Below are 25,612 nucleotides of genomic sequence, written 5' to 3'. Positions count from 1 at the left end.
CTGGTGTGACCAGCACCCGTCTGAGTGATAAAATACACTCTACCTATGCGGTGGCGCGCCAAATGTACGGATCACGGTTCGCGCGGCAGCTTCGACCGGGTCGTGGGTCTCTTTCAGGATGGTGACTCGGTCGAACCTGTCGGGAACGCGGTTGACGGCATCGCGAAGGGCCGCGCCGAAGGCCATGCGTAGTTCGGTTCCGATGTTGAACTTGCAGATCGAGGTTTCGCGCGCCAGGCGCGCGCGCTGTTCCACTGGTACACCCGAACCACCGTGAATAACCAAAGGCACTTCGGTTATGGCGTCGATCTGGCGGATGCGATTTTCGTCCAACCCACCTTCTTTGTTCTGTTGCAAGTGGACGTTGCCGACCGAAATCGCCATCGCGTCTACACCGCTTTCACGCGCGAATTGCGCGGCTTCGGCTGGGTCGGTCCCGTTCGACCCTTCGCCGCCGGAATACCCGACAAAGCCGATCTCACCTTCGCAGGAAATCCCAGCGGCATGAGCCATCTCGGCAATCGCTGCAGTTTCGTCGATATTCTGTTGCAATGGTTTGCGCGACCCGTCGAACATCAGTGACGTGAACCCGCTGTCGAGGGCCAACTTGCACTCGTCAAACGTATATCCGTGGTCCAAATGAGCCACTACGGGCACCGAAGCATACTCGGCCAGATGGCGAAACATCTTGCCCAGCACGGGTAGGGGCGTGTGCTCGCGGCAACTGGGGCCGGCTTGTAGGATCACGGGGGCGTTTTCGGCCTCGGCTGCGGCCACATAGGCGCGCATGTCCTCCCAACCCAGCGTCACCAGACCGCCCACGGCGTAACCTTGTTCATAGGCGGGGGTCAGGACGTCTTTCAGCGTGGCAAGGGTCATTTGAACTTTGCAATCATGTCTTTGATGCCCGGAATTGTCTCGATTTGGTAGGCATGTGTGGGCTGGAAATACTGCACCAGCGACCGTTGGCTCAGACCGCCCAGAATGGTGAAATAGTACATTTCATATCCCGGAAGGACGCAGCAGGGGTGATAGCCCGTGTCGATGCAGATCGTTGAGCCGTCGACGATGTGATAGGCATCTCCCGGTTCGTTGTCCTCGCGCTGCAACATTTGCAGGCCCGAGCCCCAGTTGGGTTTGAAGCGGAAGTTATAGGTCTCATCATGCCGGGTTTCATCCGGCAGGCGGTTGGTGTCGTGCTTATGGCTGGGAAAACCAGACCAGCCCCCCTGACCAACCGTGAACAATTCGCTGACCAGCAGGCGGCCAACCTTGTCGTGCTGTTTCTGACCCAGGATGTGTTTGATCTTACGGTGCGTCTTGGTGTCGTCGCTGCCGTATTGCACAAGGTCATGCTGGCGCACGTCGAACGGGTCCAGCACTTTGTCGTATTTCGCGCCAGCAACGAATACTTCGGCCTCGTCCGAAACGCAGACCATCTGTGCCTTGGCGCCAACAGGGACGTAAACGCCCTCGGGTTCGCCATCCCAGACGTCTTCGCTGCGGTTGCCCAGTTTGGGAAACTGTACGCCTTCGACATCGACATCCACACTGCCGGTGGCGGGTACGATGCAGGTTTCATAACCCGGCACCTGATAATCAAACGCCTCGCCCTGTTTCAGTTTGACGATGTTGAAATAGTTCAGCGGTACCGTAGGGTCCTCTGCATCGACGATGGGTTTATTCTGGTTGTCATAGGGCGCGATGTGCATGGGGTACTCCTATGTGGTCGGGCCGGGATGATCCGCGAGGAACGCGTCCAGTTCCGGCGTTGTCGGCATGGCGGGTGCGCAACCGGGCTTTGACACCACGACCGAGGCGCAGGCCGAACCGCGCATGACGGCGTCTTTCAGCGTGTGCCCTGCCGCGATTGAGGCCAGCAAACCGGCCATGAAACTGTCACCGGCACCATTGGGTTTAACGGCAGTCACCGGGTAGATCCCGGTGTGGACTTCCTGACTGTCCATCAGCGTGACGGCACCTTTCTCGCCCATCTTGTAGATGACGATCCGGCCCGGTTTTTCGGCCAGCTCCTTGGCCTTGGCGAACCCTTTGTCGAGGCCACCGGCCATGAAACCAAACTCTTCATCATTGCCGACGATCAAATCGCTGGCTTCTCCGGCGCGGGACAAAACGTCGGCAGCCACTTCGGGTGAGGGCCAGCTGTAGGGGCGGTAATCGATATCGAAGATGATCGGCAGGCCAACCGCGCGGGCATTGTCAAAAGCCCGGAATGTGGCGCTGCGCGAAGGTTCGGCGGCAAAGACTGTGCCTGCCGAGATCAGCGCGGAGAAAGTTGTGAAATCGACACGATCCATATCTGCATCGGTGACCTGAAAATCGACCGCGCCGTTGCGATAGATAACGTTCTGAAAATCTTCGATCCGGCTTTCATAAACGGCCAGCGACATGCGGAATTCACCGCCCAGAACCCGGATATATGACGTGTCCACCCCGTAGTGGTGCAACCGGTTGAGACAGAACCGTCCCACAGCATCATCCGAAACCGAGGTGATCAGCGACGCCTGACTGCCCAGCTTGACCAGACCGGCGCAGATATTGGCGGACGACCCGCCCAGATCGGCGTGAAACATATCAGCGTCCTCGCTTTTGACACCAATGGGATCAGCATACAGGTCCATGCCCGCGCGCCCCAGTACGGCAAAGCGATTTCCTTTGATACCGTCTATCAAAGCGCTCACGTCATGTCCTCCGGCAAAGTGGGGTTGGCAAAGTTTGGACCTTGCGCTGAATCGATTCACACGATACTCATTTTGCAACCGGTTGCAAATAGTATGTTCGGAGCCGTGACAGATGCCTGAAATCGGAATTGGAATCATTGGTGGCGGCTATATGGGCAAGGCTCATTCAGTCGCGATGTCAGCTGTTGGTGCGGTGTTCAACACTGCGCTACGCCCACGGCTTGAGATGATCTGTGCGTCCTCTTCTGAAAGCGCCGAGCGTTACCGTGCCGCCTACGGGTTTCAGCGCGCGACCGGGGATTGGCGGCAGCTTGTCAACGATGCAGCCGTCGAGGCCGTGGTTATTGCCTCACCTCAGGAAACCCATCGGCAGATTGCTGAAGCGGCCTTTGCCTTGGGCAAGCCGGTGTTGTGCGAAAAACCTCTGGGTGCGTCGATTCAGGACGGTGCCGCCATGGTGGCTGCGGCCGAGGCGTCGGGCGTGACCAACATGGTCGGTTTCAACTATGTCCGCACGCCGGCCACTCAATTCGCGCGCCAACTGATCGCAGATGGTGAGCTGGGCGATATCACCTGGTTCCGGGGCGAGCACACCGAGGATTTCTATGCCGACCCGCAGGCCCCGGCGACGTGGCGCACCACTGGTATGGCCAACGGAACAATCGGCGATCTTGCGCCGCATATGGTCAACGGCGCACTTGCGCTGATGGGGCCGATCAAGGTCGTTATGGCCGAGGTCGAAACCGTTCACGAAACCCGCCCCGGTGGCAAAGTCACCAATGACGACCACGCCCAGATCATGTGTCGGTTTGAAAGCGGTGCAATGGGCAATATCTATGTCAGCCGAATCTCGACCGGGCGCAAGATGGGGTATGCCTACGAGGTTTCAGGCACCAAGGGCGCGCTGCGGTTCGATCAGGAGGACCAGAATGCGTTATGGTTCTATCGCCGTGAGGGTCCCGAAGCGCACCGTGGGTTCACCAAGATTTTGACCGGCCCGGCCCATCCCGATTACGAGCCCTTCTGTCAGGGCCCCGGTCACGGTACCGGCTATCAGGACCAGATCATAATCGAGGCCAAGGATTTCCTTGAGGCCATCCATACCGGTCACCCAACATGGCCCACTTTCCGCGATGGGCACGAGGTTAACCGGGTACTGGCCGCGGCGCTGGCGTCGTCCGAGCGACGAACCTGGCAAGACATCCAAGATTTCTGAACGCACAACACGAACGACCTGAAGAGAGATACGAACCATGGCAAAGCTGAAATGGGGCATGATTGGCGGTGGCGAAGGCAGCCAGATCGGTCCGGCCCACCGGCTGGGGGCGCTGGCGGACGGAATGTTCGAATTCACCGCAGGCGCGTTGGACCACCGCCCGGATGTTGGTCGCGAATACGCCCAGCGGTTGGGTGTAGCCGCCGATCGCGCCTATGGCGACTGGCAAGAGATGCTGGCCGGGGAAAGGGCCCGCGCCGACCGGATTGATCTGGTGACGATTGCCACTCCGAATGCCACGCATTTCGAAATCGCTAAGGCGTTTCTGGAAGCCGGGTTCAATGTGCTGTGTGAAAAGCCAATGACCATGACCGTGGAAGAAGGCGAAGAGATCGTTCGCGTCGCCGAAGCTTCGGGCAAGATTTGCGCTGTGAACTACTGCTATTCGGCTTATCCTATGGTGCGGCAGGCCCGTGCGATGGTGCGGGCGGGGGAAATTGGCAAAGTTCGGCTGGTGGTGACGAATTTCAGTCACGGCCATCACGGCGACGCCACCGATGCCGACAATCCGCGGGTCCGCTGGCGCTATGATCCTGCGATGGCCGGGGTGTCGGGTCAATTCGCGGATTGCGGTATCCACGCGCTGCATATGGCCAGCTTCATCTGTGATGATGAGGTAAAGACCCTATCGGCAGACATGGCTTCGACCATCCCAAGCCGAGAGTTGGAGGACGACGCCCTGATCTGTTTCCGCACCGAGCGAGGAACCGTCGGACGGCTGTGGACGTCTTCGGTGGCGATTGGCCGTCAGCACGGGTTCGACATTCAGGTCTTTGGCGAGACGGGTGGCCTGTCTTGGGAATCCGAGCGGCCCAACCAGTTGATTTACACCCCGGTCGGCGGGCGCACCCAAATCATCGAAAAAGGGGAAAGCGGCCTACATGACGAAGTGCAGCGTCTGTCCCGTGTTGCCATCGCCCATCCCGAAGGGTTTCCCTTGGCCGTGGCCAATGTCTACTGCGATCTGGCCGATGCTATCCGGGGCGAAGCTCGCGATGGATTGCCCGGTGCAGCAGATGGTGTTCGTTCCATCGCAGCCGTGCATGCCGCGGTCGCGTCGGGGAAAGAAGACGGCGTTTGGAAAGACGCGCGCCCGCCGATGTTCCGCTGATCAGAGGCGGGGGCGCAACGTGCCCCGCTCAATCACCCGACAGGGGAAGATACGCGCTTCGGGGTACCGTTCGGGATCTTTGAGCATCTCCTCGACCAGATCGACAGACGATGTGATGATCTGCTTGATGGGTTGGTGAATGGTGGTCAGATTCACGCTTTCCCAGCGCGACATCTCCATGTCGTTCAGGCCGATGATGCCGATGTCCTGACCTGCATTTAATCCATGGTCCGACAAAGCGGACAACGCACCGATGGACAGGATGTCGTCGCCGCAGAAATAGCCATCAGCCGGTGCGCCATCCAGCAGGCGCAACATCTCGGCCCGTCCTGCTTCGAAGGAATAATTGTCGGCAAAGGAATGAGAAACGTCGAGACCGGCATGGTTTTCAACTTCTTCCATGAAGCCACGATACCGGTCCATGGCCGAGGTCGCATCCTTGGGGCCACCCAGATACCCGACGCGCTTGTACCCCCGCGCCATCAGTTCCCGTGCCGCCATGCGTCCGCACTCCACATTGTCGATCCCTACGACGTGAACTTCGGGCGAGGTGGCTGAGCGCCCAAAGGTATGCACCACGGGCACGCCCGCGTCGTGGAACGCCTTGGCAAAGCTGGGTGGCAGGGTAGACGAGGCGACAATGGCTGCGTCCACTGAATACTGCCGCAGCATCCGCACCGAGTTGGTCGGTTCGGTTTCATCCGTCAGATTGACGATAAGGGGCCGCAAACCCCGTTCCTGCAGGGCGCGGGTAAACTGATCGAACACCTCAAGGAAGATTGGGTTATGAAAGTTGTTCGAGATCAGCCCGATCAATTTGGTTCGCCCGGTGGTTAGCGACGAGGCCAACGCATTGGGGCTGTACCCAAGCTCCTTCGCGGCCTTTTCAACCTTGCTGCGGGTCTTGGCCGAGACAGAGGCACCTTCTGTAAAGGTTCGTGAAACCGCGGAACGCGATACACCTGCAAGTGCGGCCACGTCTTTCAGGGTGACACTCATGGTTGGCAACCACGGATTAGGGAGAGGCTGGTAAGTGAATTCATGAGAGAAATACTATGCCTCAACGGGCAGAACTTGCAATCGGTTGCAAGGGTCTGATGCAAATTACGCCAAGCCCGTGTCTATCGCGTTGTGTTTTGGGGGTAAACGTCCCTCTTAGGCCATTGGAAAAATATTCTAAATAATAGGTTCGGTATTCTTGTCAGCCTTGGCGGCACGCCGAACAGCCTGTTCGGAAATGCGCCCCGATGCTATGAATCCAGGCGAAATTTGGTCGGCGTCATGCCGGTCTGACCTCGGAAAAAACGGGTGAAGTGGGACTTGTCAGAGTAGCCCAGCATGAGTCCGATCTCTGCAATTGTCAGCTTGCCCTCTCTGAGGTGTTCTTTGGCAACATCAATACGTAGCCGTTTTATCTCGCGGGTTAGCGTTGTCTGTTGTTTCTGAAGGGCTTTCAGAAGCCGCTCTGGCTGTATACCCAACAATCCCGCCACCATCTCCGGCCCCAGCTCTGTTTCATCCAGCTTTTCGCGCAGGACAGACCGCAAAGCGGCCACCACGGTTACCTCTTCGTCTTGCCGATGTAAGGAGTTGAGCGTGGTAGGGGCCTGAGGATCATGGTGTAATAACAACCATTCCACAGGGAAACTAATTTGCATTCCGGGATCGGTTCCAAGACCGACCTGAATGCCCTTGTAATCAAAGGGCAGGCCGTTGACATATCTGCTTTCCCATCGCACTCGAGCGGGATCCCACGAGTTTCCAACCACGGTCTGCAGTAGGCGTACGTAGATCGCGGCTCCGAAACCGGTGACCTGAATGGGTGGGACAGTTGGTTCCTGTTGACGTGTGATCCGATAGGTCGCTTTGTCAGCTTCGATAACCAGACTGTGCCGCACTGAATTGGATTCCTGGGGCACAAGTCTTACGAAACGGGCGAAGAACTCGAACAACGTCTTTGAAGTCTGCTGGGACTGTGCGAATGGAGGCCACCCCTGCAGGTCAAATGTCTCCCCCACATTTAGTCCAAGGTATCGCTCTCCTGACAATTCCGAAAAGGCATTCAACAGGCCATAGACCAGCTCGGAATGGACATAGACAGATGGGTCAGACAGCAGTTCTGCTTTCAGGCCGACCTGATCCAGGGCCGGTTGCGGATCGATTTTGCGGTCGGTGAGGTATTGAAAAAACGGTGCCGCCAAAACGAGGCGGATAAAACCCTCGCTATGCTCATGAGAGGTGGAGTTTATTGGCAAGTTCGTCACCCTTGGTGCGAATAGAAGTTTTGCGAAGTGGCCACTTTTGAAATCACATTCGAACATTTTAATGCAAAAGTGGCAACCGGGCTAAGGATTTCCGAACTACAGTTAGGAAAACCTGAATATAAAGGGGGTCCCTATGTCCGGCATGCGAATGTCCCTTTGCTCGATGGTATTTGCCGCAGCAACTCTTACTTTCCCGGTGTCTGCGCAGACTCAGGATCAACAAGAACCACAAACGCTGTTTACCAACGTGCACGTCTTCGATGGAGTGAATGAACAACGCATCGAAAATGCCAGTGTTCTGGTCGAGGGCAATCTGATCAGGGCCGTATCCTTAGATGCGATCGATGCCCCCGACGCGACAGTCATAGATGGTGGGGGGCGTACACTGACCCCCGGATTCATCGAACTCCACGCACACCTTATGCTGATGGGGCCAACGCTGCCGGCGATGGAAGCCAACACAACCTGGGAAGACTTTGCCATTCACGGTGCTCGGATGGCTGAGATGTACCTGATGCAGGGGTTCACTACCGTGCGGGATGCAGGCGGTGCCAATGGAGGGCTGCGCAGAGCAATTGACTCGGGGCAAATCATCGGCCCGCGCCACTATGCCTCTGGTGCGTTTCTGGGAACGCGCGGTGGTCATGCAGACTTTGCCAATTTTACGGCACCGCCGGGGTCTGAGACGAATATGAGCCGCCTGAACCTAGCGCAGGAAGTCGACAGCGTTGCAGATGTGCAGAAGTATGGTCGGAACAATTTTCGTATGGGCGCGACCCAACTGAAGTACATGCAGTCCGGTGGCGTAGTGTCCGCCTTTGACCCGTGGCAATTATTGGCCGGGTCGCCCGAGGAAATCAGGGCCGCCGTGCAGGTGGCGAATGAGTATGGCAGCTATGTCATGGCGCATTCCTACCGTAAGGAAGCGATCCTGAATGCGCTTGATGCCGGCGTGATGTCGATCGAACATGGCTTCTCGTTTGATTGTGATATTGCCCAGGTCATGAACGAAAAAGGGGCCTACATTACCACGAACCTGACAGCCTTTGATCCCGGCCTGCTGGATATTCCAGCGGTGGCGAACGTACCGTCTAGCCTGGCCAAAGCAAAGTCGGCGTCGGCCACTTTTGCGGGCTATATCGACAACATGAAGGAATGCCCGGTAAAGCGGGGGTTTCAGACGGATTGTGTTGGCTCGGTCGAGGCGTGCAATATTCAGATTGCCTACGAGAAACACCTGAACAATGAATTCTTCGGGCCCTATACGTCGATGGTGACGCTGACATCCACCGGCGGTGAGGTCGTCGCGCTGTCTGGCGATTTCATGAACCCGTATACAGCTGGCAAACTGGGTGTGATCGAAGAGGGCGCCTACGCAGACCTTCTGCTGATTGATGGCAACCCCCTTGAAGATTTTTCGGTCGTAGGAACAGGCGATCAGTGGTTTGGAGCCGATCCAAGGCCAGAGAGCCCAGAAACAATTCGCCTGATCATGAAGGATGGTGTGATATACAAAAACACATTGGATTGATCCGAAAACCAGCCGGAGATTCTTTATGCGCCATTGGTTTCATTTCGCTGTAGTCGCAGGGTTTGTCTGGTGTTGCCAATCTGCCTTCGCGACGCCGGGGACGATGCTTGATTGGGCGGACCTGCCCGAGCCTTCCTCGCAGGTCTTTGAAGATCCCTACCGCGATCTCAGCCCCGAACAGTTCGACGACGTCCTCTTTGTCCTGCGCCTGCGCGGCAAGCTGTATCAGAGCGGTGGCAGCGATGAAGAAAGGCAGAAATGGCAAGATCTTCTGACCGAGACAGAGGACGCTCTGGCGGCCGAAGGTATCAATATCGACTGGCTGTTGGATCAGCGAGAGGTTGTGACAGAACGCCGGAGAAAGGCAGCAACGGACGGAAACCCGCTATTCGACGGTCAGACGGTTACTCTGTCGGGCTTTGCCATTCCAGCACCAACTGATCCAGATGGGCAGCCCGTGGCATATTTGGTGCCAGAACGCGGGATGTGCAGCCACATGCCTCCACCCCCGCCAAACCAAATGATCCGTGTGCTTCTGAACGGCGACTGGGCGCCCGCCTATTTTCACGAACCTGTTCGGTTGACGGGTACGCTGACTATCGCCCCCTCTGTTCAAAACATGATGGTGGTGGATGGCCTTGTGCCAATGAATGCGACCTTCCGGTTAGAGACGGACAGTGTCGAAACCCTGGAATCGGAAGCTGACAGGCTAGAGTGGAAGCAGCGTACTGCCGATCACGTGCGCGCAGCGGGTAATCGCAAGACTGGCGGGGCATCGGCGTCCGAATGATCAGAACACTGATTGCGGTATTGGGTATCGCCTGCGCTGCTCAGGTCTCGGCGCAAGGCCTATCCGGACCGTCATCTGTTGAGGCTGACCTACAGCCAGGGGATGGCCTGACGGATCCGCAATATCGTTCGGACTTCCCGCGCAACATTGCACCGGGCTGGTTCAACTGGAAGGATCAGCTGGCTAAGGACGGATTTCGGTTCAACATTGATTATTTGGCGTTGGGCCAAACTACGAACGCTGATCTGGGAACAGGGGACGCGGCCAGCGGTATTGCCCGGTTCTACGGCAATTGGCAGGCAACTGAACGGGGCTCTTTGGTGTTCAAGATCGAACACCGGCACAGCTATACTGACGTTGCTCCGCAATTTCTCGGGTTAAATGGCGGAGCCCTTTCGATCACTGGGACAGCTTTCAACGACAGCGGTTTACTGCTGACAAACCTGTTCTGGACGCAGAGGGCCGAGGACGGCTCATGGACGCTGCAAGCCGGGCAGATCGACGTGACTGATTTCGTTGATGTCTATGGGTTGGTCAGCCCCTACAGCGGGTTCCAGAACCTCGCATTTAACACCAATCCGACCATAAATGCTCCGAACCCCGGATTGGGAATAGCTGGCGGCCTGAAGCTCAGCAGCAACCTGTATGCGGTTGCAAGCGTCGCCGATGCCAACGCCGACCCGTCTGATCCCAATTTCGATTTATTCAGCGATGGCAATCTCTTCAAATCGCTCGAGATTGGTTATACGTCCGGTTTTGATCGCATCTATTTCGATAATGTCCACCTGACCCTTTGGCATGCGGATGCGGCCAAGGATGGTAGCCGAGCTGAGGATTATGGCGCGGCGTTTTCTGCGGCCTGGTTTGTCGGCAATAAATGGATGCCGTTCTTTCGGGCGGGTGCCTCAAAAGGTACGGCGGCGCTTTATGATAGGGCCGTCTCTGCCGGCCTGGGCTATTACGGTCGCAACACTGATCTGGCCGGTCTGGGCCTGAACTGGGCCGAGGCAAGAGGCATTGACGGCAACCAGTTCACGCTTGAGGCATTCTATCGCTTTTCAATCTCGCCCGGTTTGCAGATCACACCGTCGGTTCAGTTCATTTCCGACCCGCTGCTGAACCCCACTCAGGATACCATAACGCTGTTCGGCCTAAGAACCCGGATCGTTTTCTGATGCGGTTTAAAAGCAGTAGCTGACAACGATGTATTTAGGGAGGATCCATAATGAAGACCCTGTTGGCCGCAAGCGCAATTGCAATCGTCTATGGTGGAGCGCTACTTGCCAGTGAAGAAAGCAAGACGTGGGACGCGTCAGACGAGGCGAAGCAATTTGTGCAGGACACGATCGTTTTGGGCATGCTGGCCAGTCCGTACGGCACCGGCTGGACCGAGTACGAGCAACTCCACACCTATTTTGAACGTGCTCGCGACAACGGCATTACAGGGCATGAGATGACGCTGGCCGCGGCGGGCATGTCTTTTGACGCTTTGCTTGATCAACACTACCACTTCCGCGCGGCCATGGCCCAGCAGCCAGAAAACTATCTGATCGTGAATGAAACCCGCGATATTGAGGCTGCCCATGTACAGGGCAAGACGGCCGTCATCTGGAACAGCCAAACCGCCACAATCCTTAATGGCGACCTCAAGAAGATGGCCTTGCTCAAGGACATGGGAATCAAAAGTATGATCCTGGCCTACAATGACATTTTTCGAACCGGATCGGGGCAGTTGGCAGCCTATAACGGGCGCGATATCGGGCTGACACCTTGGGGAAAGTCGGTCATCGATGAAATGGTGCGGTTCGGAATCCTGCTTGACCTCAGCCACACCGGCTCCAAAACAGCCCACGATGCCATGGACTACATGGACGAAAACTACCCCGGCGTACCTTATGTCTACACACACTCGGTCCCTGCGGGCCTTTACGCGAACGAGCCTAATGCCACGCCACAAGGATGTTATCGCGCCATTCCCGACGACGAAGCACTGCGTGCGGCGAAATCGGGCGGCTACATTTCCCCTACGTTCACTGAATGGATGATGGACGGTGTTTGGCCCGAGGATATTTCACCCAAACAGGCCGCCGATATGATCGATTACTATGTTCAACTTGTGGGTGTCGATCATGTCGGGATCGCGACGGACGACATGTTCTCACTTGAACTGGTTGTGCAGTGGGCGACGGCAAACGCCAGCATGTACGATGATGGCGGCTACATGATCGACGCCTTCAATAAAGGGGCCACTGGTAACGGTGAACTTGCTAAAATCCTTGCGGCGATCACCGATGACCTTTGGACCCGCGGCTATTCCAACGAAGATCTTGCAAAGATTTATGGCGGCAACAAGATGCGGGTTTTTGCACAAGTTTGGGAAGGCAAACCACCCGAGCAATTTCTGGGCGAATACCCCGAACGTCTGCGTTTGCGGCAAGAGTTCCTAGACGGGTCCTATGCGCGTTAGCCCGTGATACTTATTGGGGTAGGATGGTGGGTGATGAGAGACTCGAACTCCCGACATCTTCGGTGTAAACGAAGCGCTCTACCAACTGAGCTAATCACCCGTGACGGTGCATGTAGCTAAGCCAGCGCGCGGACGCAAGAGGGTCTGCGCAATTTCTTTCTCGGAATCTGGAATGGACCGTTACGGCCGCTAGCCCATCCTGCATGGGAAGAGGTTGGTAGGGTGTAGATGTCTCAGTGATTTGATGGTGGTCGAATAACCCTTAATGACTGCAGGCCCCGGTATTTTCGTGCGTTTTCGGTGAATTGTGCGACCCACGCTCGGGAAACGCGCTTGCGTGTTACCTGTTGCCTCAGATATTCCGGAAGGGATCGTAACCTTCCAGACGGGGGAGCACATGATCCTGTCCATTGCTCGCCGATTTGTGGCCACCGCCTTGGTGCTGGGCGCTTTGACTCTGGCTCCTGTACGGGCCAGTGCCGGGGAAGTATTGGTCTTTGCCGCCGCTAGCCTGAAGACCGCATTGGATGAGATCGCTCCAGTATTTGAACAGGCGGAGGGGCATGACGTGACTGTGTCCTACGCCGCCTCATCTGTTCTTGCGCGACAGATACAGTTGGGGGCGCCTGCGGGTCTTTTTATCTCGGCCAATGTGGACTGGATGGATGTTCTGCAGGAACAGGGGCTGATCGACGAGGCGTCGCGGATTGATCTGTTGGGCAATGGGTTGGTGCTGATAGGCGCGGGTGATCAAAGGCAGATTGGCAGAATGCAACCCGATGTTGATCTCACTGCAGCGCTGGGTAATGGGCATCTGGCGATGGCTTTGGTCGATGCTGTTCCAGCAGGCATTTACGGCAAGGCCGCCCTGCAGAATTTGGGGCTGTGGGGGGATGTACAGGCCCGGATCGCCCAAACCGACAATGTCCGTGCGGCGCTTGCGTTGGTGGCGGCCGGGGCGGCACCGCTGGGGATTGTTTACCAGTCCGATGCTCAGGCGGAAGACCGGGTTCAGATTGTGGCCTCGTTTCCGCCCGATGTACATCCCCCGATTATTTACCCGGCAGCCTTGATCGCACCGGCGTCGCCCGAAGCAACTGCATTTCTGGACTTTTTGCAATCGGACGAAGCCCGTGCTGTCTTTGCGGAACAGGGCTTTGCCCTGCTGGACCATTAAGCGATGGGTTGGTTGGGCCCTGCCGAGCTTGAGGCGTTGAGGCTGTCGCTGCGCGTGTCATTCTGGGCAACGCTGGTGACCTTGCCGTTTGGAATTTTTGTGGCCTATGCGCTGGCGCGCTGGCAGTTTCCCGGACGCCAGTTGCTGAACGGGTTGGTGCATCTGCCGCTGATTCTGCCGCCCGTTGTGACTGGCTATCTGTTGTTACTGACCTTCGGCGTCCAAGGGCCGTTGGGCAAACTGTTGGCTGAGTTTGGCATTGTCGTGGCATTCCGATGGACAGGGGCAGCGCTGGCGGCAGGTATCATGGCCTTCCCCCTGATGGTGCGCGCCATCCGATTGTCGATCGAAGCGGTTGATCCCAAACTGGAACAGGCCGGCGCAACCCTAGGCGCGTCGCGACCTTTTGTGTTTGCCACTGTGACTCTGCCAATGATCCTGCCTGGTGTGATCGCCGGGGGAATACTGGCCTTTGCCAAAGCGATGGGTGAGTTCGGGGCAACGATCACCTTCGTGTCGAATATCCCGGGCCAGACACAAACACTGCCCTCGGCGGTCTATGCGTTCTTGCAGGTCCCGGGGGGTGAGACTGCAGCGACCCGATTGGTCGTGATCTCGATCATCATCGCCATGGGGGCGTTGCTGCTGTCGGAATATGTAGGCCGCCGCGCCGCCGCAAGGGTGTCGGGGTCATGAGTCTGTCTGTTCGCCTGCAGCATGATTTGCCCGATCTCAATCTGGATCTCAGCTTTGATGCGCCGCCGGGAGTGACGGTTCTGTTTGGCCGGTCCGGCTCGGGTAAAACAACTGTTGTCAATGCGGTGGCAGGGTTGCTGAGGCCCAAGGCCGGGCGTGTCGCCGTGAATGACTGGGAACTGTTTGACACCGCGCGGAACCTCTGGTTGCCGCCGCATCGCCGCCGTCTGGGGTATATCTTTCAGGAAGGGCGCTTGTTTCCCCACCTGACCGTGCGACAGAACCTGTCCTATGGCCGCTGGTTCTCACCGAAGAATGCCCGCCGGGAAAGCCCAGACAAGGTGATCGAGATGTTGGGAATCGGGCATCTATTGGACCGACGTCCAGCCGGTTTGTCAGGAGGGGAAAAGCAGCGTGTGGCCATCGGGCGCGCGCTGCTGGCCAGCCCGCGCCTGATCCTGGCCGATGAGCCGCTGGCGGCGCTTGATGACGCGCGCAAGGCTGAGATTCTACCCTATTTTGAACGTCTGCGGGATGAGGTGTCTGTGCCCATTCTCTATGTCACACACTCCGCCGCCGAAGTCGCTCGACTGGCCACGTCTGTGGTTGCCTTGCAAGACGGCAAGGTCGTGCGGCATGGCCCGGCATCCGAGGTGATGGCCGACCCATCAGTGGCCCCGGCCGGGGTGCGAGCCGTCGGCGCCGTACTTGAAGTCCGGGTTCATGCCCATCATTCGGATGGGCTGACCGAGTTAGATGCCGGAGGTGCACGCCTGTTTCTACCGCGCATTACGCACAAAGTGGGCGAGGGTCTGCGAATTCGAATTCCCGCACAGGAGGTGATCCTGTCGAACAAGCGGCCCGAGGGACTTTCGGCCCTGAACATTCTGGAAGGTGTGGTCGATACAATACGTGCAGGTGAGGGGCCGGGTGCAATCGTGTCCGTCAAAACCCCGGCCGGGCCTGTTCTGGCCCGCGTTACACGCCGCTCGGTCGAGGCGTTGGGGCTGGCGCCGGGCAATTCTTGTTTCGCAGTGATCAAGACGGTGGCGCTGGCTCCGCAGGACGTCGGTGGGCGTCTGCGCCAATCCTAGAGCAGCGTTCTGGTTGTTCAGAACTTTACTGATCGCCTCAGCAACCTATGATCGTGAAAAGGTTTTTTTGTTAAGGAATGTCACCATGGGTATTTGGAAAATGTCTTGCGTGGCCGCATTGGTCTTGTTGCCTGGGCTGGTGCAAGCGCAGGCAGTGGGGTTCGGCGTCGGCATCAACCCGGCCTTTCGCACAACGATCACGCCACTGAAAAACGGTTGGTACGAGGTTGCCACGCACGGCTCATCTGCGCCAATCGTCTATTGGTGTGGCATTGGCGACTATGTCAAACGCGGCCTCGGATTAAAGGGGAACCAGCGTATTTATGTCGCCAGGGCCTATGAAAAGCATGTGCGGACCGTTCAATTTTCCCTGACGCCACCCGAGGGTGCGGACACCTCGCCGAGTTATTCCGTGACGGTAAAACGTGTAGGGGCAAACATGTCGGCGAATTCGGCCCAGAACCACTGCTACGATAACTTCCTTGAATTCAGGCGCTGACCTCTGGTCAGACCCACTTGGCCATGGGCGGCAAGCTCATGAGAACTGCGTCCGGGTCATGGCCGGTTTCCAAGCCGAACTTGGTGCCCCGATCATACACAAGGTTGTATTCGGCATAGAGCCCTCGGTGCACCAGTTGGGTGTTCTTGTCCGCGTCACTGAAACCCTGCACGCGGCGCTTTTCCACCAGCGGCAGGAAAGCGGGCAGGAAGGCTCGGCCAATGTCTTGTGTCAGTGCGAAGTCCGAGGCCCAGTCGCCGGTGCAATAGTCGTCCATGAAAATCCCGCCTACACCTCGGGCGCGTTTGCGATGGGGAATATAGAAATATTCATCGGCCCATTCCTTCAGGCGTGGATAGTGCCTTGGCCCGTGCGGGTCCAGATAGGCCTTTTGTGTGGCATGGAAATGGGAGGTGTCCTCGTCATATTCGATACAGGGGTTCAAATCGGACCCGCCACCGAACCACCAGGCATGGGGCGTCCAGAACATGCGCGTGTTCATATGAACCGCGGGGGTATGCGGGTTCTGCATATGGGCCACCAGCGAGATTCCCGAGGCCCAGAATCGCGGGTCTTCGGTCATCCCGGGAATGCCCTTGCGCTCGGCCATTGCCTGTTGCGCGCGGGCGCCCAGCGTGCCGTAAACGGTCGAGATATTGACGCCGACCTTTTCGAATACACGACCGCCGCGCATCACGGACATCAACCCGCCGCCCGCGTCAGAACCGTCATCGGACTGACGGGTCGTTTCTTTGACTTCGAACCGCCCAGGCCTGCTGTCTGAAAACGGTCCCGTGTTGTGGCTGTCTTCAAGGGTTTCGAAGGCGGTGACGATCTCGTCACGCAATTGGCGGAACCAGGCCGAAGCGGTGGATTTTTCTTTTTCGAACATAAGGTTTAGTGAGCAGGGGCTGCGACGGGGTCCAGCAGGGTGCGGCCGCCGTCAATGGTCAGAATTTGTCCGGTGATGAACCCGGCCGCGTCCGAGGCCAGAAACTGCGCGGTTTCGGTCAGCTCGGTCGGGGCTGCGATCCGCGCCAGCGGTGTGTGTTTTTCGATGTCGTTGCGAAAATCCCGGTTCTCTTTCAGGGTGGATTGTAGCGACGCACTCATAACAGACCCCAACGCGATAGAATTTACCCGGATACGGTTTGGGGCCAGTGCCACGGCCAGCGAGCGCGTCATCTGATCCAGGGCCGCCGTCGATACCGAATAGGCCATCAGGTCGGGATGAGTCCGCCGCGCCGCAATCGATGACAGGTTGATGATCGATCCGGCGGGATTTTCATCGTCGTCACCTGACTGTTTGATCATCCGCTTGGCCACAAGCTGGCTTAAACGCAATGCGGGCATCAGGTTCTGGTTCAGCAGGGTGCGGACCGAGTCGTCCTCGGTATCCAGTGGATCGGACGGGATCACCTGCCGCGCGCCGTTGATCAGGATATCGACTTGGTCGAAAGCGTCGATGGTGGCCGACAGCAGATTGGCAATGGTCAGTTTTTCTCGCAGATCGCCCGCAAAGAATCGGATGTTGCTGTCGTCCGCCTGCTCACCCAGTTCCTCGATCAGCCGTTTTTCGTCCATGTCGGCGAACATCACGTTGGCACCCGCATCGGCAAAATGGCGTCCGATGGCCAGCCCGACGCCATTGGCTCCGCCCGTCACGATCGCTGTTTTGCCAGCTATGGAAAAGGACATGCGTTTCCTCCTGAATTGCGGCGCAGGTTAGCCGGGATCATCGTTTAGGGCGAGAGGCGTGGAACACCTTGAATCGATTGTCACCTGCGACTTCTTCGATATGGGCGAAGGTGTCTGTCAGCGTGGTTTCATAAGGCAAGTGGCGGTTGGCGACCATCCAAAGGTGGCCATTGCGAGTCAGGTTCTTGGCTGCGGACTTGATAAACCCCTGACCCAGCGCGGGTTCTGCACTGCGCGAGGTGTGGAAGGGCGGGTTCATCACCACCGCGTCTATCGGGTCCGGCGCGCGCCATGTCACCGCATCAGCCCAGTGAAAACAGGCGCGTGAGTCAGGGACATTGGTGCGTGCGCAGGTCAGTGCGGCATGATCCGCCTCGACCAGATGCAGCGCCTTCAGACCCGGAGCTGGAAGCAGACCAGCGGACAGGTATCCCCATCCGGCCCCCAGATCGGCAACCCGCGCCCCCAGCTTTTCGGGCAGCGCCGCCAGCAACAGGGCCGAGGCAGGATCGATTCCATCCGCGGAAAACACACCCGGAGCGGTTTGATACCCATCTGCCGTCTGGCTTTCTGGCGCGGTCCAATCCGTGAAGGCCTGCGCGTCGGATTGGAACCAGAAGATTTTACCATGCGCCTTGGAAATCGGCCCTTCGACAGCGACCCTCTTGCGGATATCTTTCAGCAGGCTGTCAACGCCGTCGGTTTTCGCTCCTTCTACCACAACCATTCCACTGGCACGCTGACAGGCTTGATGTACGAGACTGCGGGCCAATGCTTTGGCGCGGGGCAGGATAACGATTGCGTCCTGACATGTGTCCTGCGTCTCAGGTACCGTGGCAAAGCCCCGATCCGCAAAATGGTCGTGAAAGGGCTTGAACGGCTGAACCACCTGCGTTTCGCGTGGAAGGTCAGACAGGTCATGATCCGGGGTTGGTCCGATCACCGTCAAAGGTTGTGACAACTCAAGGCCGCTTTGCAGCGCAAGATCAAGGCGAGGGGACATAAACGAATCCGATTCAGCGTTCAGGCCTGAGGCGCCCTACTCTTCGCGTTCCATGGTGCATTGCAGGGGGTGTTGATGCCTGCGGGCAAAATCCATGACCTGCCCGACCTTGGTTTCGGCAATCTCGTGGCTGAACACGCCCACAACCGCGACGCCCTTTTTGTGCACAGTCAGCATAATCTCGAACGCCTGTGCGTGGGTCATGCTGAAGAAGCGTTCCAGCACATGCACGACAAATTCCATTGGTGTGTAGTCGTCGTTCAATAGTAGAACCTTGTACAGAGGCGGCCGCTTGGTCTTGGGGCGCGTTTGCACCAGGACGGACGTATCGGGGTCGTCGTCCGATTTGTCAGACATCATCCATTGGTGTTCAAGCATCGCGTTCTACTGTCCGATTCAGGCTTCGGTTTATCTGTGCGCTTATATAACGTCGAACGGGCCAGAGAAAAGAGCCAGCAGGACGTAATAGATATGGGCCAAAATCTTACCACAATCGGCTTCGATGCGGATGATACTTTGTGGCACAACGAACGTTTTTTCCAACTGACGCAGGCTTATTTCACTGATCTGCTGGCAGATCACGCCGGACGTGACCACCTGTTAGAGCGTCTGCTGGCTGCCGAAAAACGAAATATCCGCCATTACGGGTACGGAATCAAAGGCTTTACCCTGTCGATGATCGAAACCGCGATCGAAGTGACCGAAGACCGTGTTCCGGCCTCGGTTATTCGTCAGTTGATCGAAGCCGGGCAAGAGATGTTGGCCCACCCGATCGAATTGCTGCCCCATGCACGCGAGGCAATTGAAAGCGTGGCGGTGACTCATAAGGTGGTACTGATCACCAAGGGCGATCTTATTGATCAGGAGAGAAAGCTGGCCCAGTCCGGATTAGGAGAATTGTTTGATGGGGTCGAGATCGTATCCGAAAAAACGCCGCGGACGTATCAGCATATTTTCGACCAGTACGGTGAGGGTCCGGCGTCTGCAATGATGGTTGGAAACTCGATGCGGTCAGATGTGGTCGCGCCGATTCAGGCCGGGTGCTGGGGGGTGTATGTGCCGCATGGTCTGGTCTGGGAGATTGAAGAGGCTGAAACCCCGACGGATAGCCCCCGATTCAAAGAGATACGGGATTTGGGGCAACTGGCGGGGCTGGTTCAGTCATTAAAGTGATGTTGCCGATTGGTCTCAGTCCTGAAAATTCGACATGGGTTGGCGGCACAATCTGGCCATTTTCAAGGATTTGGTGGGTGTTGCACGGCAACTGGCCATATCTGGTATGTCAGCGGCGTGAATGCAAAACCTCAAAATTATGAGCTTTCGGTTTATTTTGCCCGGTCCGTGTGCTAGCCTGACCAATAATAAAATAAATGATTAGCCGACCGGGAAAACCCGGCGGCGCGAGGTAGACAGAGGCAAAGATCGTGCAGGTTCGGCGGACAGTTCCGGCCCGAATGGGCTTATTTCTTATAGCATTCTTGTGGCTGCTTTCCTTTGCGCCGTTGCAAGGGATGGCCGCGCCATATGCGGCGATGGTGATTGACGCTCGCACCGGCGAGGTGCTGCATTCGCGTAATGCCGATACTCGGCTACACCCGGCGTCACTGACCAAGATGATGACTCTCTACATCGCGTTCGAAGCGGTGCGGAACGGTGAGATCGAATTGGACACACCTGTGCGCATCACCAAGAAAGCCGCATCCGAGCCGCCCTCGAAACTGGGTCTGCGCAGCGGTCAGACGATTGCATTCCGCTATCTGATCCGCGCGGCGGCGGTAAAGTCCGCGAATGACGCGGCTACGGCCATCGGAATCGCGATCAGCGGTTCTGAGGCGGCGTTTGCCCGCCGCATGACGCGCACCGCCAAGGCCATGGGCATGAGCCGGACGACATTCAAAAACGCGCACGGACTGACAGAATCGGGCCACCTGTCGACGGCGCGGGACATGACCACGCTGGGCCGGCATCTGCTTTATGATTATCCTCAGTACTATAACCTGTTCTCGCGGCAATCTACGCATGCGGGGATCAAAACGGTTCCCAATACGAATCGCCGCCTACTGGCGGCCTACAAAGGGGCCGACGGGATCAAAACCGGGTATACACGTGCCGCAGGGTTCAACCTTGTTGCATCAGCCAAGCGCAAGGATGAACGCATCATAGCGACCGTATTCGGCGGCAAATCCGGTGCATCACGTAATGCCAAGGTTGCGGAGCTTCTGGATATGGGTTTTCGCCGGGCTCCGTCGCGCGCGCCCATTCGCAAACCAGCCCGTCCGGCCTATGCTGGAAACGCGGGTTTGAATGCCACCGTTGCAAGCTTGGTCGGTGCGCCGACCACCAGCCTACGGCCCGTGCTGCGTCCGGGGCCCGGTGCCGCCGTTCAGGTGGCCGGGACTGTCGCCGCGACAGCCGCAAAGAACGGTTCGCGCATTCAGGACGGCATCGCAGCCGCCATTGCAGCGGCCGACATCCAGGCACCGACCGACGATACGACGCGGCCCGCCACGCGGCCTGAAAACCTGGTTCTGGCCTCGACCGAACCGACGGTACAGCCTGAGCCAGAACAGGAAATCGTCACACGGTTGTCCACTTCGGGCGGGCACCTGTGGGGCGTCAATGTGGGCCGATATACCACCCGATACGAGGCAGAGAAGGTTTTGCTGAAAACCGCCTTGTCGGAAATGACCACTCTGGAAGGCACGCTGCGCAAGGTAAACCAAAGCTCGCGCGGCTTCGAGGCAACGTTCCAGGGCATGACTCGCGAACAGGCCGATCTGGCGTGTCGCAGGCTTCAGGCCCGGAATGTCACCTGTTTCATGATCGGGCCGTCATAAGACCCGACATGCATTCTCCTGGTTGGACATTGGCTGCGAGGGAACTCGCAGCCATTTTTTGGGCAAATCACCTTAATCGAAGACGTGGCCATGCTGGTATTGCTCATCCTGCCCGGCGGCCGCAGTCAGGGCAGCGACGTTGTCCTTGGTGAAGAACCCGTCATAGTGATGGCAGCGTTCGATATATTCCGTGATCAGCAGCGTGTTCTTTGAGTGTTTCGAGAATATCTGTTTCAGGTTCGGATCGTCTTTGCATTCACCCACCACATGGGCCAGGAACGGCACGCCCTTGTCCTTGAGCGTGTTGACCACGAAATCGACGTTCTTTTCGCCCGCGTTGTGGTTCCCATCCTGAATCTCGACGGCCATGTGATGCAACCGGCGGCCAAAGTTGCGCACAAAGTCCTCGGTCGGCATCGGCAATTTGGCAAATGAATTCACAAAAGAGGGTGTGTTGTTCGCCGTAAATACCTTGGCAGGTGATTTCTTGTCGTCATCCACGTTCGGGTTGCGGTTCACATTGGTGGACGAATTCATGTCGAAGATGTTGTACGCCCCCCAGAAGTAATAGGGTACCATAGTCAGGAACTCGAGGATCGCGTCCTCACGTTCACCGGCCAGAATACGGGTGGCAAGATGGTCGATTCCCAGCATCAGCGGAGAAATCTTACTGTCCGTGCCAAAGGCCGCAGCCTGATCCAGTTGCGCCTGTTCCGCGTCGCTCAGCAGGACGCGGTCTCCCAATCCCAGACTGTCTGTGTCGTTGAAATCCAGTGTGGAATAACCAACCCGATTGCAGGTGAAATCGGACGGGGTGGTGAAACAGAACCCATCCAGCGTGTAAAAGGGATTTTCGGTGTCACCGCGATATTCGAAGCGGATATTCTGATCTTCGAGCGTTTTCGACAGGTTTTTCAAATCGGTCGCGCCGTAAATCTCGCCCACATAGCGGGTTTGCGGGGTTTTGCGCGCCAGCGGGTACATGCGGTTGACGCGTGGGATGAAATCCTCGAACCCCGGGTTCAGCGGTGCCATCACAATCAGCGCCGGATAGTCGGCGTGGGAATGCAGGATCGCGAATTTGTGGGTTTGTCCTAGGTAAGAGGCCGTGTGACGGTAGGGTGTCATCACATAGAGCTCGATCAGCGTGTCGAAAACGGCTGCTGTTTCCACCTGCATCACGATCGCCCGCATCGCACCGACCTGATCGGCAACGCCCGAGTTGGTGCGACGCTCGTAAATCATGGGCAGGTATTCGTTAAAAAACTCCGAGTTCTTTTTATCCCCGCGCGGCTCATAAGACATCAAATCGAAAGACATTAACTTACCTCCTTGCACATGCCCGATGATCCTCGGGCGTGGCCATGCTTGAATTTCCAATAATCAGAACATGCACTTGCAGGCATGCTAGGGGCTGATTTTCGGGCGGGCAACAGTTAGAAGGTCGTCCGTTGATATTACGGCTGCATGGTTATCGGGTGAATTTTGTTACCTCGACGCCCCCTTCGATCAGGTTCTGACGCACGGATTGCGCAATCTGCACCGCCGTCGGGCCGTCTCCGTGCAAACAGATCGTGTCGATTGATGTCTCTAACAGTTTGCCGGATTCGGTTATGATGGCGCCTTCGCGGACCATGTTCAGGATGCGTGGGCCCGCCAGATCAGGATCGTGGATGACCGCGCCAGGCAGGCTGCGATCGACCAGCGTGCCATCGTCATTATACGCACGATCCGCAAAAATCTCACCGACCCATTTGCAGCCCAGTTCCCGGACCGCCTCTTCCTGTTTGGTGACGGCCAGCACCATGATGATGATGTCCGGGGCGACATCCAATGCACCCTGATAGCAAGCCCGCGCCATGTCGATATCGACCGAACACATGTTGGCCAAGGCACCATGCAGTTTCAGGTGGCGCACTTCAGTTCCGATCGCCTTGGCCATGCCGATGGCGGCCCCCAACTGAAACCGCACGAGGTTGCGCAAGCTGGCATGTGGAACTTTCATATTCCGGCGGCCAAAGCCTTGCAGATCGGGAAAGCCGGGGTGTGCGCCGATACCCACGCCGTTTTCGGCCGCCAGCGCCATTGTCCGCGCCATCACATCCGGGTCGCCCGCATGAAAACCACAGGCGATATTGGCCGAGGTGATGATCTTTAGCAGGCTTTCATCGTCCCCCATGTTCCAGGGGCCGAAGCTTTCCCCCATATCTGCATTCAGATCGACGCTGGGCATTGGCTAAACTCCTTAGTCGGTGGCAGAGATCATTCCGCCGATCAATTGGTATGATAGCAAATCCGGAATGTCATGAGGATCGCGTACCAGTTGTTCTACTCGCGTCGGCAGCCGTGCAAGTTCGGTCAGATAAGCGGCGTTCAGGGCGACTGCGCTCTCCATTGACACGAATTCGAATTGCACCGGCGCGCCAGCAGGGGTCTGCGCCGCTCGGGGCAGGTCGCAGGGCAGAATGGTGGCGATGCGGGGATACCCGCCAGTGGTCTGGCATTCGGGCAAAAGGATGAAAGGATTTCCCGAGCCGGTCATCTGGATGTCTCCGGGGGTGATTACCTCGGACAATATGTTCAACTGCCCTTTGGCGGCAAAACCTTCGCCACCCCTATCCAGTTGCATCCCCATCCGGTTGGCCCGTGCTCCGCGTTGGAAAACTGTGCGGGTAAAGCGATCCAGCGTCTCTTCGTCAAACAGGGGTGTCTGAAAGCTTGCTACGATGCGCAATGTGCCGCCGGCAAAACGGTCGACGGCGTGTAGTTTCATTCCTGAGATTGCCGCATGTGCCCTAGCAGAAAGTAAATCGCCCACTTGCACCACACGTCCGATATTCGCCGTCAGGTGAGCCGAGCGCGAGCCCAGAAACACCGGCGCATCAATACCCCCGCCAAGATGCAGGTAACCATAAGTGCCCTGCTTGGCCGCTCCGACCACCAGCTGTTGTCCAGGCTCTAATGTATAAGAGGCATTCCAGACGACAGGGTTGCCATCGATGCTGACTTGCATTGGTGCTCCGGTCAGAGCGATGGTGGTCGTCTGGGTGGCCTCGAACGTGCCGCCCATCCCCGCCATCTCCAGGGCGGCGCAATCCGGGTTTTGCCCCAGCAGGGCCGCGCCCTCATGTAGGGCCAACTGATCCGCTGCGCCCGATCTTGAAAGCCCTTGATCCAGATAACCGGTGCGCCCCTGATCCTGTACTGTGCAGGACGGCCCTATCGAGCGAACGATCAGGCTCATTCCCGGATCTCCTCGCAAGTGGCGCCGCCCGATCCGTCGACATCCATTTCGCGAACCTTCTCCAATTCGTTTTGCGAGACTGGCAGGAACTGCATCTCGTCGCCGGGGCGCAGAGCAAAACTCTGCGCGGAGTCAGGGCGAAAACAGCGAAAGGCCGTCTGGCCCACGTGCCGCCAGCCTGTTGGGGTCGGGCTGGAAAACAGAACGAATTGGGAAATCGCCAGAACCAGAGCCCCTTCCGGCACCATTGGGGTAAGCTCCTTAAGGCGCGGTATGTTGAATTCCGGACCCAGCGGCCCGAGATACGGCTGCCCCGGCGCGAACCCGATGGTCAACACACGAACGCGGGTTTCGCTCAGACGCTTTATTGCTTCAGCGGCGGACAGTCCGGCGGCGGCCGCCGCCTCGTCCAATTGCGGCGCAAGCGTGCCTCCATATACTGTCGGGACCTGCCATAGACGTCGACCGGCGGGCAGGGGGGCATGGTACCAATCCTGCTGCCGTAGCACATCTGTTATGCGCTCTTTTATTTCTGAATGCGACAGGCAGAGGGGGTCAAACCGAACATAGGCCGACGCCAGAGAGGCGGATGTCTCAATCACGCCGTACCATTGCAGAGAATCGACCGCATTGCGAAAGGCCAATGCTGCCCGATTAGAGGGTTCGGCCATTGTGTCCGCAAACGACACCAGCAGGCCATCCAGACCAACTGTGCTTATGCGGGGAAAAGAGTCCGTATTCATTAATGTCATATCACAACGCGGGCGTATCTTCGTGGTGACCTGACCGTATTCCAGGCCAATGCGCAAGAGCAGGGATATGCCCACACTGTTTCCGGCGTTTGGATTGTGGAATGAGTCGTAGAAACTGACCCAAATCTGAATCAGTTTCGCGGGCCGAGTCGGATTGCTCTTGTGGGTGAGATTGAAAGACTCACTATATATTGGGTGGGAGCGTTGCGACTTTGGTCTTGGTCGGACACTTAAGGAGGCATCAGGCACGCAAACCCGTGAATAGGAGGAAAGAGTACTTGGGTTAACTATCTGAAAGTAATCTATAATTCAGCAAGCAGTAAAAAAATCGCGCAATATGTAATTTTCTGCTTGCGGGTTGTTTTGGTAAACCTTAGAACCCCCTTCACCGGCGCTGCTGAGGCGGTTGTTGGGACGCTGGAGACGGCGGAGACGCATCGGAGAGACGGTGGGCATCTTGGGAAGTGATTT

The 25,612-nt window shown here is 57.4% G+C and carries 25 protein-coding genes and 1 tRNA gene; 12 read left to right on the top strand and 14 right to left on the bottom strand.

Annotated features, from left to right (window positions below):
* Positions 1–39: 39 nt before the first annotated feature.
* The 3 genes from ACR0IY_RS16345 to iolC are packed head-to-tail and all read right to left on the bottom strand — an operon-like array spanning position 40 to position 2,702.
* A complete protein-coding gene (locus tag ACR0IY_RS16345) occupies positions 40–879 on the bottom strand; it encodes a class II fructose-bisphosphate aldolase (protein ID WP_480675114.1) in 840 nt (279 codons plus the stop codon).
* Positions 876–1,712: a 5-deoxy-glucuronate isomerase gene (locus ACR0IY_RS16340; RefSeq protein ID WP_480675112.1), complete on the bottom strand. Its 837-nt coding sequence runs from the start codon at positions 1,710–1,712 to the stop codon at positions 876–878. The genes ACR0IY_RS16345 and ACR0IY_RS16340 overlap by 4 nt, the downstream gene beginning before the upstream one ends.
* Before the next feature lie 9 nt (positions 1,713–1,721).
* Positions 1,722–2,702 (bottom strand): 5-dehydro-2-deoxygluconokinase, encoded by a 981-nt coding sequence (gene iolC / locus ACR0IY_RS16335; RefSeq protein ID WP_480675110.1) that lies wholly within the window; start codon positions 2,700–2,702, stop codon positions 1,722–1,724.
* A gap of 112 nt (positions 2,703–2,814) precedes the next feature.
* Between iolC and ACR0IY_RS16330 the strand changes: the two genes are divergently transcribed.
* Both ACR0IY_RS16330 and ACR0IY_RS16325 read left to right on the top strand, forming a co-directional pair.
* Entirely contained in the window at positions 2,815–3,918 is a 1,104-nt protein-coding gene (locus ACR0IY_RS16330) for a Gfo/Idh/MocA family protein (RefSeq protein WP_480675108.1), read from the top strand.
* 37 nt (positions 3,919–3,955) lie between these two features.
* Positions 3,956–5,089, top strand: coding sequence for a Gfo/Idh/MocA family protein (locus tag ACR0IY_RS16325; RefSeq protein ID WP_480675106.1), 1,134 nt, complete (start codon positions 3,956–3,958; stop codon positions 5,087–5,089).
* On the opposite strand, the gene ACR0IY_RS16320 is transcribed toward ACR0IY_RS16325, so the two are convergent.
* Together ACR0IY_RS16320 and ACR0IY_RS16315 are read right to left on the bottom strand one after the other, a co-directional pair.
* The gene (locus ACR0IY_RS16320) at positions 5,090–6,088 is read right to left on the bottom strand and encodes a LacI family DNA-binding transcriptional regulator (protein WP_480675104.1); all 999 of its coding nucleotides are present in this window, start codon (positions 6,086–6,088) and stop codon (positions 5,090–5,092) included. It lies immediately after the preceding gene.
* A gap of 251 nt (positions 6,089–6,339) precedes the next feature.
* On the bottom strand, positions 6,340–7,344 hold the full coding sequence (locus ACR0IY_RS16315; protein WP_480675102.1) for an AraC family transcriptional regulator: 1,005 nt from the start codon (positions 7,342–7,344) through the stop codon (positions 6,340–6,342).
* A 142-nt stretch (positions 7,345–7,486) separates the two neighbouring features.
* Between ACR0IY_RS16315 and ACR0IY_RS16310 the strand changes: the two genes are divergently transcribed.
* The 4 genes from ACR0IY_RS16310 to ACR0IY_RS16295 are packed head-to-tail and all read left to right on the top strand — an operon-like array spanning position 7,487 to position 12,141.
* Entirely contained in the window at positions 7,487–8,884 is a 1,398-nt protein-coding gene (locus tag ACR0IY_RS16310) for an amidohydrolase family protein (protein ID WP_480675100.1), read from the top strand.
* A 25-nt stretch (positions 8,885–8,909) separates the two neighbouring features.
* Positions 8,910–9,674: a DUF3299 domain-containing protein gene (locus ACR0IY_RS16305; RefSeq protein ID WP_480675098.1), complete on the top strand. Its 765-nt coding sequence runs from the start codon at positions 8,910–8,912 to the stop codon at positions 9,672–9,674.
* The gene (locus ACR0IY_RS16300; protein WP_480675096.1) at positions 9,671–10,849 is read left to right on the top strand and encodes a carbohydrate porin; all 1,179 of its coding nucleotides are present in this window, start codon (positions 9,671–9,673) and stop codon (positions 10,847–10,849) included. Before ACR0IY_RS16305 ends, ACR0IY_RS16300 begins: the two co-directional genes overlap by 4 nt.
* Before the next feature lie 50 nt (positions 10,850–10,899).
* Positions 10,900–12,141, top strand: a complete 1,242-nt coding sequence (locus ACR0IY_RS16295) for a membrane dipeptidase (protein WP_480675094.1) — start codon at positions 10,900–10,902, stop codon at positions 12,139–12,141.
* Between the two features lie 24 nt (positions 12,142–12,165).
* Here ACR0IY_RS16295 and ACR0IY_RS16290 read toward each other — a convergent pair.
* Positions 12,166–12,241, bottom strand: a tRNA-Val gene (locus ACR0IY_RS16290).
* 297 nt (positions 12,242–12,538) lie between these two features.
* Here ACR0IY_RS16290 and modA point away from each other — a divergent pair.
* The 4 genes from modA (at position 12,539) to ACR0IY_RS16270 (ending at position 15,607) form a co-directional block, all read left to right on the top strand.
* The gene (gene modA, locus ACR0IY_RS16285; protein WP_480675092.1) at positions 12,539–13,318 is read left to right on the top strand and encodes a molybdate ABC transporter substrate-binding protein; all 780 of its coding nucleotides are present in this window, start codon (positions 12,539–12,541) and stop codon (positions 13,316–13,318) included.
* 3 nt (positions 13,319–13,321) lie between these two features.
* Positions 13,322–14,014 (top strand): molybdate ABC transporter permease subunit, encoded by a 693-nt coding sequence (gene modB / locus ACR0IY_RS16280; protein ID WP_480675090.1) that lies wholly within the window; start codon positions 13,322–13,324, stop codon positions 14,012–14,014.
* Positions 14,011–15,108 carry a molybdenum ABC transporter ATP-binding protein gene (gene modC / locus ACR0IY_RS16275; protein WP_480675089.1) on the top strand — a complete coding sequence of 366 codons (1,098 nt, stop codon included), beginning with the start codon at positions 14,011–14,013 and terminating at the stop codon, positions 15,106–15,108. Before modB ends, modC begins: the two co-directional genes overlap by 4 nt.
* Positions 15,109–15,193: 85 nt before the next feature.
* Positions 15,194–15,607 (top strand): hypothetical protein, encoded by a 414-nt coding sequence (locus ACR0IY_RS16270; RefSeq protein ID WP_480675087.1) that lies wholly within the window; start codon positions 15,194–15,196, stop codon positions 15,605–15,607.
* A 7-nt stretch (positions 15,608–15,614) separates the two neighbouring features.
* On the opposite strand, the gene hemF is transcribed toward ACR0IY_RS16270, so the two are convergent.
* From hemF to clpS, 4 genes are read right to left on the bottom strand one after another with little or no spacing between them, the layout of a single operon-like run.
* Positions 15,615–16,499, bottom strand: coding sequence for an oxygen-dependent coproporphyrinogen oxidase (gene hemF, locus ACR0IY_RS16265; protein ID WP_480675085.1), 885 nt, complete (start codon positions 16,497–16,499; stop codon positions 15,615–15,617).
* A 5-nt stretch (positions 16,500–16,504) separates the two neighbouring features.
* On the bottom strand, positions 16,505–17,305 hold the full coding sequence (locus ACR0IY_RS16260) for an SDR family NAD(P)-dependent oxidoreductase (protein ID WP_480675083.1): 801 nt from the start codon (positions 17,303–17,305) through the stop codon (positions 16,505–16,507).
* A gap of 37 nt (positions 17,306–17,342) precedes the next feature.
* Positions 17,343–18,308, bottom strand: a complete 966-nt coding sequence (locus tag ACR0IY_RS16255; RefSeq protein WP_480675081.1) for a class I SAM-dependent methyltransferase — start codon at positions 18,306–18,308, stop codon at positions 17,343–17,345.
* A 36-nt stretch (positions 18,309–18,344) separates the two neighbouring features.
* A complete protein-coding gene (gene clpS / locus ACR0IY_RS16250; RefSeq protein ID WP_480675080.1) occupies positions 18,345–18,686 on the bottom strand; it encodes an ATP-dependent Clp protease adapter ClpS in 342 nt (113 codons plus the stop codon).
* A 93-nt stretch (positions 18,687–18,779) separates the two neighbouring features.
* On the opposite strand from clpS, the gene ACR0IY_RS16245 reads away from it, so the two are divergent.
* A complete protein-coding gene (locus tag ACR0IY_RS16245) occupies positions 18,780–19,481 on the top strand; it encodes an HAD family hydrolase (protein WP_480675079.1) in 702 nt (233 codons plus the stop codon).
* Between the two features lie 281 nt (positions 19,482–19,762).
* Positions 19,763–21,145 carry a D-alanyl-D-alanine carboxypeptidase family protein gene (locus ACR0IY_RS16240; RefSeq protein ID WP_480675078.1) on the top strand — a complete coding sequence of 461 codons (1,383 nt, stop codon included), beginning with the start codon at positions 19,763–19,765 and terminating at the stop codon, positions 21,143–21,145.
* Positions 21,146–21,217: 72 nt separating this feature from the next.
* Here the strand turns inward: ACR0IY_RS16240 and ACR0IY_RS16235 are convergent, their stop codons facing one another.
* From ACR0IY_RS16235 to ACR0IY_RS16220, 4 genes are all read right to left on the bottom strand, one after another.
* Positions 21,218–22,465: a hypothetical protein gene (locus ACR0IY_RS16235; RefSeq protein WP_480675076.1), complete on the bottom strand. Its 1,248-nt coding sequence runs from the start codon at positions 22,463–22,465 to the stop codon at positions 21,218–21,220.
* 151 nt (positions 22,466–22,616) lie between these two features.
* The gene (locus tag ACR0IY_RS16230) at positions 22,617–23,378 is read right to left on the bottom strand and encodes a LamB/YcsF family protein (protein WP_480675074.1); all 762 of its coding nucleotides are present in this window, start codon (positions 23,376–23,378) and stop codon (positions 22,617–22,619) included.
* Between the two features lie 12 nt (positions 23,379–23,390).
* Positions 23,391–24,389, bottom strand: a complete 999-nt coding sequence (locus ACR0IY_RS16225; RefSeq protein ID WP_480675072.1) for a 5-oxoprolinase subunit C family protein — start codon at positions 24,387–24,389, stop codon at positions 23,391–23,393.
* Positions 24,386–25,132, bottom strand: coding sequence for a 5-oxoprolinase subunit B family protein (locus ACR0IY_RS16220; RefSeq protein WP_480675070.1), 747 nt, complete (start codon positions 25,130–25,132; stop codon positions 24,386–24,388). The genes ACR0IY_RS16225 and ACR0IY_RS16220 overlap by 4 nt, the downstream gene beginning before the upstream one ends.
* Positions 25,133–25,612 lie beyond the last annotated feature (480 nt).

The organism is Ruegeria sp. BC1 (genome assembly GCF_056539305.1).
The sequence above is the reverse complement of the archived record's forward strand: the minus strand, read 5'-3'. Positions and strand labels throughout refer to the sequence as shown.